General features: G+C 49.8%; 19 protein-coding genes. 13 read left to right on the top strand and 6 right to left on the bottom strand.

From position 1 onward, the window contains the following. Positions 1 to 223: 223 nt before the first annotated feature. The 13 genes from SPK40_RS04920 to SPK40_RS04980 all read left to right on the top strand — a co-directional run bounded on the left by SPK40_RS04920 (position 224) and on the right by SPK40_RS04980 (position 11,104). Positions 224 to 1,759 carry a M28 family metallopeptidase gene (locus tag SPK40_RS04920; protein ID WP_248139912.1) on the top strand — a complete coding sequence of 512 codons (1,536 nt, stop codon included), beginning with the start codon at positions 224 to 226 and terminating at the stop codon, positions 1,757 to 1,759. 408 nt (positions 1,760 to 2,167) lie between these two features. Then, complete coding sequence (fliD, locus tag SPK40_RS04925) at positions 2,168 to 3,508, top strand: flagellar filament capping protein FliD (protein ID WP_248139910.1); 1,341 nt, start codon at positions 2,168 to 2,170, stop codon at positions 3,506 to 3,508. Positions 3,509 to 3,519: 11 nt separating this feature from the next. Further along, complete coding sequence (fliS, locus tag SPK40_RS04930) at positions 3,520 to 3,909, top strand: flagellar export chaperone FliS (protein WP_248139908.1); 390 nt, start codon at positions 3,520 to 3,522, stop codon at positions 3,907 to 3,909. Next, the gene (locus SPK40_RS04935) at positions 3,902 to 4,207 is read left to right on the top strand and encodes a hypothetical protein (protein WP_248139906.1); all 306 of its coding nucleotides are present in this window, start codon (positions 3,902 to 3,904) and stop codon (positions 4,205 to 4,207) included. The genes fliS and SPK40_RS04935 overlap by 8 nt, the downstream gene beginning before the upstream one ends. Beyond that, positions 4,207 to 5,307 carry a flagellar hook-length control protein FliK gene (locus SPK40_RS04940; RefSeq protein WP_330959623.1) on the top strand — a complete coding sequence of 367 codons (1,101 nt, stop codon included), beginning with the start codon at positions 4,207 to 4,209 and terminating at the stop codon, positions 5,305 to 5,307. The genes SPK40_RS04935 and SPK40_RS04940 overlap by 1 nt, the downstream gene beginning before the upstream one ends. A 14-nt stretch (positions 5,308 to 5,321) precedes the next feature. Further along, positions 5,322 to 5,795 (top strand): flagellar basal body-associated FliL family protein, encoded by a 474-nt coding sequence (locus SPK40_RS04945; RefSeq protein WP_248139902.1) that lies wholly within the window; start codon positions 5,322 to 5,324, stop codon positions 5,793 to 5,795. Positions 5,796 to 5,802: 7 nt separating this feature from the next. After that, a complete protein-coding gene (locus SPK40_RS04950) occupies positions 5,803 to 6,531 on the top strand; it encodes a FliA/WhiG family RNA polymerase sigma factor (protein ID WP_248139900.1) in 729 nt (242 codons plus the stop codon). Positions 6,532 to 6,546: 15 nt separating this feature from the next. Beyond that, on the top strand, positions 6,547 to 7,404 hold the full coding sequence (gene motA, locus SPK40_RS04955; RefSeq protein ID WP_248139898.1) for a flagellar motor stator protein MotA: 858 nt from the start codon (positions 6,547 to 6,549) through the stop codon (positions 7,402 to 7,404). After that, on the top strand, positions 7,404 to 8,369 hold the full coding sequence (locus SPK40_RS04960) for a flagellar motor protein MotB (protein ID WP_248139896.1): 966 nt from the start codon (positions 7,404 to 7,406) through the stop codon (positions 8,367 to 8,369). The genes motA and SPK40_RS04960 overlap by 1 nt, the downstream gene beginning before the upstream one ends. Positions 8,370 to 8,427: 58 nt before the next feature. Continuing rightward, complete coding sequence (locus SPK40_RS04965) at positions 8,428 to 8,739, top strand: hypothetical protein (protein ID WP_051642023.1); 312 nt, start codon at positions 8,428 to 8,430, stop codon at positions 8,737 to 8,739. A 136-nt stretch (positions 8,740 to 8,875) separates the two neighbouring features. Further along, a complete protein-coding gene (locus SPK40_RS04970; protein WP_248139894.1) occupies positions 8,876 to 9,826 on the top strand; it encodes a M23 family metallopeptidase in 951 nt (316 codons plus the stop codon). Between the two features lie 14 nt (positions 9,827 to 9,840). Then, positions 9,841 to 10,326: a bactofilin family protein gene (locus SPK40_RS04975; RefSeq protein ID WP_330959624.1), complete on the top strand. Its 486-nt coding sequence runs from the start codon at positions 9,841 to 9,843 to the stop codon at positions 10,324 to 10,326. 181 nt (positions 10,327 to 10,507) lie between these two features. Further along, a complete protein-coding gene (locus SPK40_RS04980; RefSeq protein ID WP_330959625.1) occupies positions 10,508 to 11,104 on the top strand; it encodes a hypothetical protein in 597 nt (198 codons plus the stop codon). Positions 11,105 to 11,156: 52 nt separating this feature from the next. On the opposite strand, the gene SPK40_RS04985 is transcribed toward SPK40_RS04980, so the two are convergent. The 6 genes from SPK40_RS04985 to SPK40_RS05010 form a co-directional block, all read right to left on the bottom strand. Then, positions 11,157 to 11,489 carry a DUF4144 domain-containing protein gene (locus tag SPK40_RS04985; RefSeq protein WP_248139889.1) on the bottom strand — a complete coding sequence of 111 codons (333 nt, stop codon included), beginning with the start codon at positions 11,487 to 11,489 and terminating at the stop codon, positions 11,157 to 11,159. 71 nt (positions 11,490 to 11,560) lie between these two features. Continuing rightward, positions 11,561 to 12,814 (bottom strand): MFS transporter, encoded by a 1,254-nt coding sequence (locus SPK40_RS04990; protein WP_248139887.1) that lies wholly within the window; start codon positions 12,812 to 12,814, stop codon positions 11,561 to 11,563. Between the two features lie 57 nt (positions 12,815 to 12,871). Further along, positions 12,872 to 13,552 (bottom strand): SDR family oxidoreductase, encoded by a 681-nt coding sequence (locus tag SPK40_RS04995; RefSeq protein WP_248139885.1) that lies wholly within the window; start codon positions 13,550 to 13,552, stop codon positions 12,872 to 12,874. A gap of 31 nt (positions 13,553 to 13,583) precedes the next feature. After that, positions 13,584 to 13,994 carry a VOC family protein gene (locus SPK40_RS05000; RefSeq protein ID WP_248139883.1) on the bottom strand — a complete coding sequence of 137 codons (411 nt, stop codon included), beginning with the start codon at positions 13,992 to 13,994 and terminating at the stop codon, positions 13,584 to 13,586. 48 nt (positions 13,995 to 14,042) lie between these two features. Further along, positions 14,043 to 14,537, bottom strand: a complete 495-nt coding sequence (locus SPK40_RS05005; protein ID WP_248139881.1) for a GNAT family N-acetyltransferase — start codon at positions 14,535 to 14,537, stop codon at positions 14,043 to 14,045. 126 nt (positions 14,538 to 14,663) lie between these two features. Beyond that, a complete protein-coding gene (locus SPK40_RS05010) occupies positions 14,664 to 14,825 on the bottom strand; it encodes a hypothetical protein (protein ID WP_330959626.1) in 162 nt (53 codons plus the stop codon). Positions 14,826 to 14,907: the final 82 nt, after the last annotated feature.

Genomic DNA, 14,907 nt, shown 5'->3' on the forward strand with positions numbered 1-14,907 from the left:
TTTCTTTCCACCTTAATTAATCATTTTAGCTATAGATAACTCTGAAAATTCAGGATTCAGCAGTTTTAAGTGGCGAAAAAACAGACACCGCAAATTAATTACCACCCTATTGATAACTTTGTGACAACTTTTCATTACGCATTGAATACAAAGAAGAATTTCGCTTTTCTCTGGAACTGACTTAAGTTTTGTTGATTTAACAAAAAAATAACAGGGAGAACATATGAAAAACACAACAACGGCTCTGGCACTGATCATTTCTGCGGTATGCACACAAGCCTATGCAGCCGAAGAAGATAAGGTCTGGATTTCGATTGGTTCTGATGCCACCCAAACGCTGAAGTCGGTGATGCAGTCACAGGCACAATCAATCCTGCCGGATTCACTGGCGAGCAACGGCAAAGCATGGGTCGGTCAAGTCAATTACAAACAATTAGCCGAGTTAACACACCAGATGCACGAAGATCATCACCGTTGCGGCGGGTATATGGTGCATTCTTCAGCAGAAAGTGCGATGGCAGCCAGCATCATGCCTGAAACACTTGCAGCATTTCCGATTCCGGATATCACACAGCAGGATAAAGTGAATGCCTGGTTACCTCAGGTCAGCGCATCAGAGATTACCGGCACCATCAGCTCGCTATCCAGTTTCATCAACCGTTTCTACACCACCACTTCTGGTGCTCAGGCATCCGACTGGCTGGCAAATGAATGGCGCTCACTCACGAATTCTCTGCCCAATGCAGATGTCCAGCAAGTTTCACACGCTGGCTATAACCAAAAATCAGTCGTTCTGACAATCACAGGCTCCGAAAAACCGGATGAGTGGGTAGTGATCGGCGGCCACCTGGATTCAACCATCGGATCAAACACAGGTGAAAACAGTGTTGCACCCGGCGCGGATGACGATGCATCAGGGATTGCCAGTGTCACCGAAATTATCCGGGTCCTGTCTGAAAATAACTTCAAACCCAAACGCAGTATTGCTTTCATGGCCTATGCCGCAGAAGAAGTGGGTCTGCGTGGTTCTCAGGATCTGGCCAACAAGTATAAATCAGAAGGAAAAAATGTCGTTTCAGCCCTGCAGCTGGACATGACCAACTACAATGGTTCTCCAGAAGATATCGTCTTTATGACCGATTATACCGACAGCAATCTGACCACTTTCCTGGCCCGTCTGGTGGATGAATACATTCCGTCGATCTCGTATGGGTTCGACCGCTGTGGTTACGCCTGTTCTGACCACGCTTCCTGGCATAACGCTGGCTTCCCTGCTGCCATGCCATTTGAATCGAAGTTCAACGATTACAACCCCAGAATCCACAGCACACAAGACACCCTGGAAAATTCCGATCCGACTGGCGCACATGCGGTGAAATTCTCCAAACTTGGACTGGCCTATGCCATTGAAACGGCGAACGCAACCGGCGGCACCACCCCACCGCCAACAGGAAATGTACTCAAAGATGGTGTCCCTGTGACAGGCTTGTCAGGTGCAACGGGCAGCCAGGTTCGTTACAGTTTTGAACTTCCGGCTCAGAAAACACTGCAAATCAGCACCAGCGGCGGCAGCGGCGATGTCGATCTGTATGTCTCTTTCGGTTCTGAAGCCACGAAGCAAAACTGGGACTGCAGACCTTACCGTTACGGTAACAATGAAGTCTGTACTTTCTCTGGTGCCACACCCGGTACCTACTCCATTCTGCTGGACGGCTATTCTCAGTACAGTGGCGTCACTCTGAAAGCCTCAACACAATAATCCGCCGCAACTGGCTGGCTTGCTCAATGCCGGCCAGTTACTTTTCTGCAACAAACCGGGAACTGAAAGGTTTCCGGTTTTTCTTTTGAAACATGCGCTTCAGCCCGTCATTCCCCAAATTACCTTAATGCCCTCTGCCAATATGCCGCCCTAATTCGTTGGGATGTTACATAGTCGATACAAACCGCTGTGCAATAAATCCTAAGGGAATATATATCGATTCCAGCTGATACGGTCTGGTTTTCCGCACTGGAAACGAAGCTGGAGAGCCGGAAGGTCAAGCGGAAACCTGATCGGAAACACCGTTTCCGCCAATCGGAGCCTGAACAGATAAATCCCTTTAAACTCAACAAATTAACTTAATGGCACACTATTTGCTTTAGTAGCAATAAATAAAGGAGTTTTTCCATGAGTTCCATTGATCCGATCAGTATGGCGCAACAGCTTGCCACCTATGAGGTACAGCCATTCCAGAATCGTTATCAGACTCAGTCTGATAAGTATCAGAGCCAGATTACTGCCTACGGCAAAATCGAGTCAGCCCTGCGTGCGTTCCGTACTGCTGTGGAAGACATGAATGGCCTGAATGACAGTGTTGTTAAAAACAGCGCGACCTTCTCTCAGGAAGGAAACCTGAGTGCAAGCGTGAACGGTAATGCACTGGCGGGTGAATATCAGGTCTTCGTTGAGCAGGTTGCGACCGCGCATCAGATGAGTGTTGATCTGGGTGCAGGCACAACGTCATCATCACCGGTTCCGGCAACGGGCACCATGATGATCACGATGGATGGCAAAACCCTGAACCTGGATCTGGCCACTGTTGATACCGACAGCGACGGCACAGCAACCGTTCAGGAACTGGTTAATGCCATCAATAATGATGAAAACAACCCGGGTGTGAACGCCACACTGGTCCGCGCAAATGGCGAAACGCACTTTATGCTGTCCGGTAAAGAAACTGGCTCAGCCAACACTATCTCTGTCAGCGCAACGGGTACCGGTGATGCAAACTTTGAAAATGCATTCGCTACCGCGACCGACATCAGCACTCCTCAGGATGCGATCATCTGGCTGGGTGCTCAGAACACGGGCCTGAAACTGACAAACGCTTCAAACACTTTTGAAGGCGTGATTGACGGGGTCGACCTGACTGTCACCAAAGCACAGCAAAGCGGCGACCAGCCGGTTGGCATGTCTGTGGGTGCTGATAAAGAATCAACCAAAGAACAGCTGAACAAGCTGGTTGAAAGCTATAACGCCCTGATGTCTGAAATCGACAAATACACCAAAGTCGGTTCAGAAGATGAAAAACGCGGCGTTCTGGCTGGTGACGGTACCCTGCGCTCACTGGAAAGCCAGATCAGTTCTCTTTTCCGTCAGAACTACAACGGCCAGAGCCTGTACTCCGTGGGTGTCAGCATCGACCGCCACGGCAAGCTGACCGTCGATAACGAGAAGTTCGAAGCGGCACAAGCCAGTAACCCTGCAGCGCTGGGCGAGATGTTCAACGGTACAGATCAACTGTTCGATTCACTTGAAGCGACAGTGAAACCTTACTTGTCCTTCTCAGACGGCGTATTCAAGAGCCGTAAAGACAGCCTTCAGCAAAACATCAGCCGGATCGACGACAAACTGTCGGGCCTGGAGCGTAAATATCAGATGTCTTATGACCGTTATCTTGCGCAATTCACCCAGATGAACCAGCTGATGACACAAATGAACCAAACGAGCGGATTATTCTCGATTTAAAGGAGCGACTCATGCTAATGCAAAACTCGGGCTTTGATTCTTATCAGAGCGTTGATCTGGATGCCCAGGCCGCATCGGCAAACCCACATCAGCTAGTACTGATGCTGATCGATGGTCTGTTGGATGAACTCATCCGGGTCAAAGGTCACATCGAATCCAAGCGTTTGGAAGCCAAAAGTAAAGGGATCAGTAAGTGCATGAACATCCTGATTGGCCTGGACAGCGCACTGGATATCGAAGCAGGTGGCGAACTTGCTGCCAACCTGCATGACCTTTACGAGTTTTGCATTGGCGAGCTCTTCAAAGCGAGCTCTCAGAACAAAGCTGAACATCTCGATTCAGTTGAAAAAGTCATGACAAACGTTCGGGAAGGCTGGGAAGGATTCGGACAGCATGCCTAACATCACAGTCACTCAACTCCTGAACCTGAAGCAGAATATTGACCGGGCAGTTGCAGAGCAAGACTGGAACCGTTTGCAGCAGCTGGACCAGACGCTGCAAAAGGTACTGCTGAGTTTACAGAAAGAAACATTCAGCGATGAGCAGATTCAGGCTTTAAGTCACCTGAAAAGCAGCCATCTTGCTGCAATCAGCGCCGTCAGAGAAAACAAAGACAAACTACAGCAAGAAATGAATGCCGTCAGTGAAGGAAAAGAAGGACTTTTGGCATATCAGATGGCCATGAACATGGAGCTTTAATGAATACTATCGTCTCAAATTCCAAACTGGCTAACAGCAACAGTGAAACCGGGGACATCGGCAGCGGTATTGTGAAACCGTCTCAGGATGATAAAGCCTCCAGTTTCACCGACTCGCTGCAGAGCAAAACGCCGCGGGGCAATGCGGGAACTGAGCGCGCCCGATCGGCGGATGAGCCAAATGATATCGCAGCATCAAGTGCACAGACTGAACAGGATGACAACACTCTGACGCCTGCAGTCGCAGCGGACATCATCGCAAACCTGCTGGCTCAGGCTGAAAAACAGCTGGGAACAGGCGCTGCCCTTCCGGGCACCTCAACAGCAGAACAGATGGCGATTGGCGCAGCCGGAAAAGCGGGCATGCAGGCTAACGCCGCATCCGTCCGTGACGCACAGCTGATGCAATCCGGTGCAGTCGCTGCCAATGGCGAGCGTCAGACTACGGCTGCAACGTCTGCAGACAATGCCCGCCTTTCAGTACTGATGCAGCAAACCCAGTCTGGTGTGCAGCAGGAAACCACGCTATCCGGCCTCGGCGAAAACCGTCTGGCAAACAGCACCGCTTCTTTACAGACACTTATCAATGGCCTGTCGGCAGAGAACACAGGTCCGGCACACGCTCAATCGGCTTCCGCACCAGCCTCTGCTTCCTCAACCTCTCAGGTTGAGTGGGCCAGTGTCAAGCTGCCTCAGGGGCAGCAAAGCAAATGGGGCGAACAAATGATGCAGGTCTTGCAGGACAGAGTGCAGTTACAGGCCAGCCAGAATCTCCAGGAAGCCCGCATCCGTCTGGACCCGCCTGATCTGGGCAAACTGGATTTAATCGTTCGCATGGACGGGGATCGCCTCAGTGTTCAGATTCATGCGAATCAGGCTGCTGTCCGGGATGCGCTGGTTCAGGTTTCTGAACGTCTGCGTGCCGAACTGCAGGATCAAAATTTTGTTCATGTTGATGTAAACGTCGGCGACGGCCGTCAGGGACAACAACAGGAACATTCAGAAGAAGACTCACAACCTGTCATCTTTGCCAATCAACACACAGATGACCACCAAAATACAACAACAGATTCAGGCCATTGGCTGTCAACCAGAGCCTGATAGGAGCTATTTTCATGACCCAGCGTAATCTCGTCCTGATCATTATCATCATGCTGATCACCAGCGTACTGGTCGCTGCAGCCAGTGTTGGCGGTACCCTCTGGTACGTTAAGAGCCATCAGGGCCAAGGCGGTAACAGCATTAGCCTCCCCTTCAGCCAGCCGGATAATTTAGACCCTGTATTCCATCCGCTGGAAAAACTGGTGCTTTCTGTGAAAGGCGAACGCCAGACACATTTCATCATGATGGAACTGGCACTGGAAACCCGTCGTCCGGAAGCGATTGAAGGCATTGATAACTTCATGCCTGTTGTTCGAAATGCGCTGCTGAAACTGTTCAGTAACAAAACTTACGAAGAGCTTCAGAACCAGCGCACGATTGATGAGCTGCAGGAAGAAGTCAAAAGCACCCTGTTGGATGCATTTGGCAAAACCCGTTATGCCCACGCTATCGACAACGTATTGCTGACCAAATACGTCATTCAGTGAGGCGCTTATGCTTGATATCAACCCGACTGAACATTACGACAGCGAACAGGAAACCGGGCGAAACAGCCCGGTCATCAACGAAGATAAGCTGATCCGTGATCACCTTGTATTAGTAAAACGTGTTGTCAATCAACTCCGCAGTCATGTCAGCACCCATTGCAGTCTGGAAGATATGCAGCAAATCGGTCTGATGGGACTGCTGGAAGCCGGTCGCCGTTACGGCAATGTCGAAGACCCGAATTTTCCGTCTTTCGCAGTCTGCCGTATCCGCGGCTCGATTCTGGATGAGCTTCGCCGTCTTGACTGGCGTTCACGCCAGACCCGTCAACAGGCGCATGAGCTGAATGACGTCACCCGCGATTTAATGAAAAAGCTCGGCAGACAGCCGACGGAAGCTGAAATTATTGAAGCGCTGGGAACCGACCAGGCGGACTATCTGCAACGCCTGAATGCTTCCATGGCCAGCGAAATGCAAAGCCTGGATCAACTTCTGGAAAGTGGCAACGATTTCTCAATGACGAATGACGGCGGTGAATCTGTCCGTCATGAGCATATCCGCCGCACCCTGGGTGTGGCACTGGGTAAGCTGAAAGCTCGTGAACAGCTGCTGCTTACTCTGTTCTATCAACATGATATGAACCTGCATGAGATTGCACTGGTGCTCAACCTGACACCGCCACGCGTGTGCCAGCTTCATAAGCAGGCCCTGAAACAACTGAATCAATATCTTTGCTGATAGGAGCAAACTGAAATGCAAAAATTTACCGGCGCAATCGTCATTTTGTTATGTGTTTTCGGCGGTTTCAAATGGGCTGGTGGCGACATTTCTGCCATCTGGCAGCCTGCTGAAATTCTGATTATTGTTGGTGCAGCACTGGGATCCATCATTGTCGGCAACCCGCCCCATGTGATCCGTGAAATGCGCATCCAGCTTCGCCATATCGTCAAGCCGCGTAAAAATGAGCAAGAGTATTACATGCAGCTGATGGGCCTGATGCAACTGCTGCTGGAAACTATCCGAAACGGCGGTTTCAAATCCCTCGACAGCCATATTGAAGATCCGCAGAACAGTGAGCTCTTTGAACGTTATCCGCTGATCAAAGAAGACAGCCACTTAGTGGCTTACATTACCGATAACCTGCGCCTGATGGCGATGGGTCAGATGTCACCACATGAACTGGATGCCATGCTGGAGCAGGAAATCATGGCGATTGAAGACGATCTGCTGCTGCCTTCCCGCTCACTTCACCGGACGGCCGAAGCGCTGCCTGGCTTTGGTATTCTGGCCGCTGTTATGGGGATCATCATCACGATGCAATTCCTTGATAAAGGTATCGGTCTGATTGGTGTAAAAATTGCTGCTGCGCTGGTCGGTACTTTCCTGGGCATTTTCGGCTGTTACTGTGTATTAGACCCAGCGAGTAATGCCATGTCTCAACGCGTGAAGCGTGATATGTCTGCGTTTGAATGTGTTCGCGCAACACTGGTCGCTTATGTGGCGAAGAAACCAACCCTGCTGGCGATTGATGCCGGCCGTAAGAACATTCAGTTAGACATCAAGCCAAGCTTCAACGACATGGAAAAATGGCTGTCTGAACAGGAGGCATGATGCAACGATACAATCAGATCATCATCAAACGCAGACGCCAGAACGACCATGATGTCGGACATGGCGGTGCATGGAAAGTTGCTTTTGCTGACTTTATGATCGCCCTGATGGCTCTGTTTCTGGTGTTGTGGATTCTGGCGATTGTGGACCAATCAGAACGGAAAGCTATTGTTGCGCACCTCAACAGCTCAAGCCTGTTCGATCAGGGAGTCGGCAACCCGTTTGACAGCTCCACCAGCCTGTCCCCGATTGACTTAGGTGGTGAAGCCTCTGATTTAAGTTCACATAACGCAGCTGTGACGGTCACCTCTTTCTATGATGGTAACGGCGATGGCCAGTATACAGAATCTCTGGTTCAGGGCACTTATGACAGCCAGGAGCAGCTCAAAGTGCTGGCAAAAGTCGTTGAAGAACTGGCAAAACAGGCTTCTGCAGAAGGAAATGTGCATGTGGATGTCACCCCGCAGGGTCTTCGGATTGTCCTGCAAGATGACTTCCGCGAAAACATGTTCCACCGCGGCAGCAGTCAGCTCACCCCATTCTTTGAGGATTTACTGTTAGCGCTGGCCCCGATTTTCAAAAAGATTGAGAATCCATTGATTATCAGTGGTCATACCGATGCCATCCGCTACAGCCGTTCCATCAGTGATAAAACAAACTGGGAACTGTCCGCTTCCCGTGCCAATGTGGCCCGCCAGACCCTGATTGCAGGTGGCGCACCTGAAAAACGTGTACTGCAGGTTGCAGGCATGGCTGATAAGGCGCCTCTGAATCCGGAAACCCCAAGTGCCAGCGAGAACCGCCGCATTGAGTTGTTCGTACTGACAGCTGCGGCTGCGCGTATGGTAGAAACCCTGTTCAGAGGCCCGGCGAAACATGAAGACGGCCCGGTGCTTCAGCAAGCACGCAAGGAAGCCGAATTTAACCAGCCTGTGATTCGACAGGATTTCGTCAAAGCGTCTTAACCTGCAGACGGCAAAGGCCCCCCCTTTGCCGTCTGCTCACCATTAGCGAAAGAAACCAATGAAAAAAGCTGCATCTTCTTCTGTTGTTGACCCCCGGGTACGCCGACCAGACGGACTGCAAAAGTTATTTCTCTGGCTGATCGTCCTGGATTACTTCCTGCTCAGCCATTTTCTGCTGAGGATGCATCAGATGACTCTGAATGCAGGGACAACAATCAGTCTGTTACTGTTTGGCTATAACGGGCTGCTGGTTTACCTGTGTTTCAAGCGAGCCCGGCGTGGTGGTGACTACTACATCATTTACCCAACGCTTGCTGCCATACTGCTGGCTTTTATTCTTTTTTTGTATTTCTTCTTTCTGGTTGCTTAATGGGACATCGCCGCAGGATGCGAAGCAGGAAACTTATGCCACAGAGCACAATTTTACATCACCATTTCCTGATATAAGTTAATTCTGCCAGCCGCTTGTCGCCTAAGCCTTAGAGATAGCGAATGAGCTTAGCGTAATGAAAGATCAACTCACAATCTCGATATCAACAATTAATGGTTCATACCATTTTCAGTTAGGAAAGTATCTGCGACGCAACCTGGTTGCCACTTTTCTGCTGTTTATTGTCACTGTCATCGTGATGGCTTTTTCCATTCAGTATTTATGGACAACCGTCAATCAGACAGAACAGGAAAAAACGCAGTTAAGTCGTCATGCGACGGAACTGAAAGATGAAATTTCAACCCTGGAAAGCGACAGACAGTCGCTGGAGCAGAATCTGGCTGATCGTCGTTATGAGCTGGAGCAGATTACAGGGCGCGTTAATGACCTGGAAAACGTCCTGGGCATTGACACTGAAGATGAACAACCACTGAATGACCGGCTGGATACGGCGGCGCTGAACTCCGCGGTTCGAGTTGCCATGCTGAAGGTGATTCCGAACGGTAGTCCGATGGATTATCGTCGCATTTCATCCAGCTATGGTTCCCGTAACCACCCGATTTTCGGGAACAAACGCCGTCATTTAGGGATTGATATGAGCGGGAATTCCGGCACACCCATTTATGCACCGGCTGATGGTGTGGTTGAGCTGGTCCGACCGAGCAAAAAAGGCTATGGCAATCTGATGAAAGTTGATCATGGCTATGGCTTTATGACCTTGTATGCGCACTTAAAGACATTCAAGGTCAAAACCGGGGATTTCGTCCGAAAAGGCGATTTGATTGCCCTATCAGGCAATAGCGGTACTTCTACCGGCCCCCACCTCCATTACGAGGTACGTTTTCTGGGTCGGGCACTGAACCCCAAATTTTTCATCAACTGGGGACCCGATAACTTTGACTATCTGTTTAACCATGAGAGGAGCATCCAATGGGACTCTTTAGTAAAAGTGCTGGAAACACAAGTAAGCACTCAACTGCAACTATCATTGCACAAGGCTGTTCCATCAAAGGGGATATCGAATTAAGCGGTAATATCCAGGTGGATGGCTATATTGAAGGGCGTATTCGTACGGAACAGACACTGTCAATCAGTGCAACCGGCCGGGTATCCGGTGAAATCTTCGCCAACAAAGTCGTGATTAACGGTCTGCATGAAGGTGCTTGCCACGCGGCCAGCATTGAGATTCTGGAGAAAGGCAAAGCCAAAGGTGTCATCTATACCAACGATATTTGCATCGAGCGTGGCGGCTGCTTCCTGGGTCAGACCCACCCGGCTGATGAAGAAAAAGTCGTGACACTGAATAAAGAAGAAGCGGCGAAAGCCAGTGCTGATTCCAAGGGAAGCCAGAAAGATGCGGCCCCACTGACACCGCCGACTCAGCTGAAACCAGCAGAAGCTGCAGGCAGTACTGATAAAAGCGCTGCTGCAGGCACTGCGTCAGTTGCAGCCAGCAAACCCGGGGCATCTCCCGCCCCTACCACAGCGGCAGTCGACAATAAAAAGCAAGCCAACGCGAGAAAATAATCCCCAAAAACCGGAACATTTCGTTCCGGTTTTTTTCGCTTTATCTTCCCTTACTGCTCAACGCTGCCTGTTCAAACTGTTAGCTGTCTCTAAAAATTTCAGCTTGCTTTGCTGCCTGCAAGCAAAGCCCTCTATTGAATACGATAATGGGTGCATCCATCATCGAACATAGGGAACATGTATGAAATCAACACTCTCCTTGGCTGCGGCACTATTGGGCAGCCTGAGCCTCACCGCCTGTACAACGACCACGCACGAATCCGGACAGACAAATGTTGCCAATGCAACCCAGGAAATCCTTGCTGTTGAAAACTGTATTGGTTCAACCGAACCTCCCGTGGCATGGGCCAGCAAATTGATAGCTGACGACGACCCGCAGCTTCTGACAAATTCACTGGGTGAGCCAAACCAGGGCAAACTCTGTCAGGGGCAGGTGTACAAAGTCAAAGACGGAGAAGCACTGACAATTTACCGCGCCTGGAACAGCACCAACCCGAACAGTCAGTATGGGGCCTGGTGGGCGACCAGTCAGCCAGACGGCAAAGTCGCCCATTATCGCGCAGGCTATGAGATTTGCTATCAGTGGTCGCCATTAGACAAAATGACACGTTGCGAACTGAAACCGGGCAGCAAGCTGGTAATCGGGAATGGCCAGAGTGCCCAGTGCTCCCAATGGCTCACCTACCCTGTTTCCGCTGATCAGCAGCTTTACCTCGAGAACACTGAGTCTCTGGTCGGAAATTGTCAGACATACGATGCCGTTTTTGGCTGGGAATAATCAGCAAAGAATATAAGCTGAGAAAAAGCTGCGGAAATATTCAATCGATTTTCTACTGCGCACTGTCAGCCAAGGCTGCAATGGCCTCAGAAAAAGTGGGAAAGGAAACCTTCGCGGCACAGCATGCGCCCTGGCAGGACTGATGAGACTGAATCATCGTAATCATTTCCGCCAGGGGCATTTGACGTTCTGCAGATAAATGCCAGATGCTTTCTCTGGCCTGACTTTCCAGACAAAAAACCTGACCGTCTGAGTCAATCAGCACATCACCCGCCTGGAATCCAAAGCAGTGCAAATCGGCATCCGATTCCCATACCGCTTGGTCAGCCAGATAAACCAGCTCCGGGTCACCGTCATATTTCAGTACAGCTGGCCAGATAACCATGAACACCCATCCTTCAAAAAATTTTGACTCATGATGCCTGTCAACAGCGTACTCTGGCAAGCAGACATCAATCAGGCTTCCACGGCAGGACCTTCTGACGGAATACGCAAATACAACAGAGAACTCAGGATTAACAGGCCACCACAAATCATCCAGTTCATACTGATACCATACACTTCAGAGATATACCCAAACAGCAAGGAAGACGCCATCCCGCCCAGCATCATGGTAAAAGAGCTGATTGAAATCATGGTGGAGCGGTTTTCATCCTCAGTGTTTTCATTGAGCAGAACACGCTCTGAGTTAATCCCCATGGTGAAAAAGAAGAAAAAGACCAGATAGCTGACAGCAAACGCTTCAAGTGTTTTCGTCATCGCCAGTACGAGCAGCACCCCACCGGCAATGATTCTGGTGGCAAGCAATAACATTCGGTGCGACCCGGCAAAAGCCCTCAAGAACTTCACGGAAAATAAAGAGGCTGCTGCCGCCATCAGAAAATAAAGTGCCGACACAACGCCGAAGAAAGACGTGCCATAGTCGCTGCCTTGAATAATTGAGGCTAAAAAAGGCTGCCAGAAGTTCTCAAGACTGCTGAGGACCACACCAAAAATCAGCATTGTCTGCATCAGTGGCTTCAGTACATCTTGGGTCATCGAAGCGCGCAGCGCTTTTTTCATTTGTCCCCTATAGCCAGGTTGCTTCTTTGCATCTGACCCTGTCATAGAGCTTCTGCAGACATCTTCCTGAATCAACAAGACCGTAAACAGGAACAGACAGAGCGTCGCGCCACCCACAACCAGCAAGTTGATATTGAACTGACCGGTAAAATCAAAAGGCTCAGACTGAATCGCATCCGGTAACCATCCGCCAAGAAAAGCACCCGCCGCAAGCCCGACCGTCACACAAATATTCACCACTGAGAGCGCCTGATGATAGGTCAGATGTCCATCAGCCCGCTGAAAGGAATCGTAAAACCATGCGTCTAACGTTCCGGAATAAATTGCACGTGCGCTCCCGAGTAAACAGGCCGCAAGTAAAATCAGGCCGAGTCCGGAAGCAAAATAGAGTGCAACCACGCCTGCCAGGTTCACGACCAGTGACCACAAATATGTAGATTTTCGGCCATACCGGTCAGCAACACCACCTAATGGAATTTCCAGCATGGCGGTACTGCCAACCCAAACCGCCATCACGAGACCGACATCCTGAAGATTGAGCCCCCGGGACTGAAACAGCAGTACCAGAACGGGGAGCATGATCCCGACGATCAACGAGTGAAAACTCTGCTGACTGGCAAAAAGGATCATTAATTTTTGTTTGTTCATTCCACATCCATGTGTTGAAGCCCAAATCCTTCTTCATTACTTGCTTAGTGATTCCTCTCACCAGGCATGCACTTTCCCTTCCCAGGTATAAAATTGACCGCTCATCTCTGGCGACAGTCTGTCCACCAGCTTCACGATCCCCGAGACACTTTCCTGCACAGTGATTTCAGCTCCCTCGCCGCCCATATCGGTTTTCACCCAGCCCGGATGAATCGGACAAACCGTGATGCCATCATCACGCAAGTCAATTGCCAGTACTTGCATCACTTTGTTCACGGCAGCTTTGGAACTTCGGTATGCATACATACCCGTTCCTTCGCCATTGAGTGAGCCCATCATACTGGAGACAGTCACAATTCTGGGCCGATCCGAACGTCTCAGATTAGGCAGAAATGCCCGGCTGACAATGAACGGTGCGATGGTATTCACGGCAAACGTCTCCAGCCAGCCTTTCTCCGTCAAAGTTTCCAGGCTTTGTGCTTCCGGTCCGATCACACCGGCATTGTTGATTAAGATATCGACATGATCAGCAATCGACGCTGCAAACGCATTCACTGCTTTTTCATCGGTGACTTCTAAAGGATGCAAATATAAATTGGATGATATCGCCAGATCATCCAGCCCCTTGCCAGGCTGACCACGGTATGTGGCGATCACTTTATCTCCCCGTGCAAGAAACTGTTTTGTCAGTTCAAGACCAATGCCGCGCGATGCGCCGGTAATCAATACATTTTCCATCGCAAAACTCCATTATGCTGAGATGAATTCTTCACTCTTTTGACGGTAAGGCCGCCATGTCCATCCACACCGCTTCCCAGACATGCCCGTCCGGATCAGCCAGATTACGGTTATACATAAAACCAAGCTCTCTCAACGGATGAATATCTGCCGTTCCGCCAAGTCTTGAGGCAGCCTCATTCATGGCATCTACTTGCTGGCGATTCTCACAGGATAACGCCAGCATCACTTCACTGGCATTCGCCGGCGGAATTGGCCTGTCGGTAAATGTGCGCCACTTGTCATGTGTCAGCAGCATGACATGTATTGCTTCGCTCCACACCATACAAACCGCCGTGCTGTCCGTGAATTGCGAATTCACAGAAAAACCCAGCGCCTGATAGAAACGTGTTGAAGCATCCAGATTTCTGACGGGCAAATTGATAAAAATCTTTCGGGTCATGTGAGATTTCCCTTTTGAATGAACAAAATAGGTACGAACCCACTAAGGCTAGCAGGCCATCTCATTCTCGCCAGAAAGATGCAGACAGAAAATATGTTGCGGACCAGCAGGCCCGCCATGATACAACTCACCTGTATCACGAAATCCTGCCTTCAAATAACACGGATAAGCAGGCATATTGCGGCAATTCACGGTTAAATACAGTGCCTGCACGTCCGGATAATGAATGCTGACATACGCTGGCAATGCGCTTATCCCCTGACTGGCAATGCCTTGCCCCTGAAATGTTTGATCGATCAGTAACGATCTCACACCCAATGCGCCTTCGGGACAAAAACGATACGTCTCGGCATAGTCTGTATCCAGAATAAAAAATCCAGCGACCTGACGATTCACTGTAATTAAACAAGCGTGCTCATGAGATCGTAAATTCGCCAGGATTTCTGGCATTCTGCCAATGTTAAATTCAGCCTGGTCCGGTTTTACTGTGAGTGCACCGGTTTCCTCTTGACGGTCGTCGGTATATTGCTCAATTCGAATCATTCCTTTTCCTTGTGTTATACGGCATGAACTAATGTTGAAACACATTTCATTGTCTGCCCTTGTTCATCCGGCTCCATTCAATCGTACACACGAATCACCGGAGAAACGTCAGACGCCAACAACCCATTAAAAAGCAGCCAGATAATAAGCACTCATCTTCGGGTCGGATTCTGCAGGCTTTTTGAAAATAAACTGCTGATTACTCAGCCAGGTAAATTCCTTCGCCCACCACATTGTCAGATATTCATGCTCTTGATTCCCGTAAACCGTCTTCCAGCGTTCATTCACTTTTTCCTGCAAATAGTGTCACTGTCCTGACCATTGTAATAATCAATATATCTGTATCGGCCATTGGTGAAGCCACTCCGGT

The organism is Photobacterium sp. 53610 (genome assembly GCF_036409375.1).
In the GTDB taxonomy this organism is placed as follows: domain Bacteria; phylum Pseudomonadota; class Gammaproteobacteria; order Enterobacterales; family Vibrionaceae; genus Photobacterium.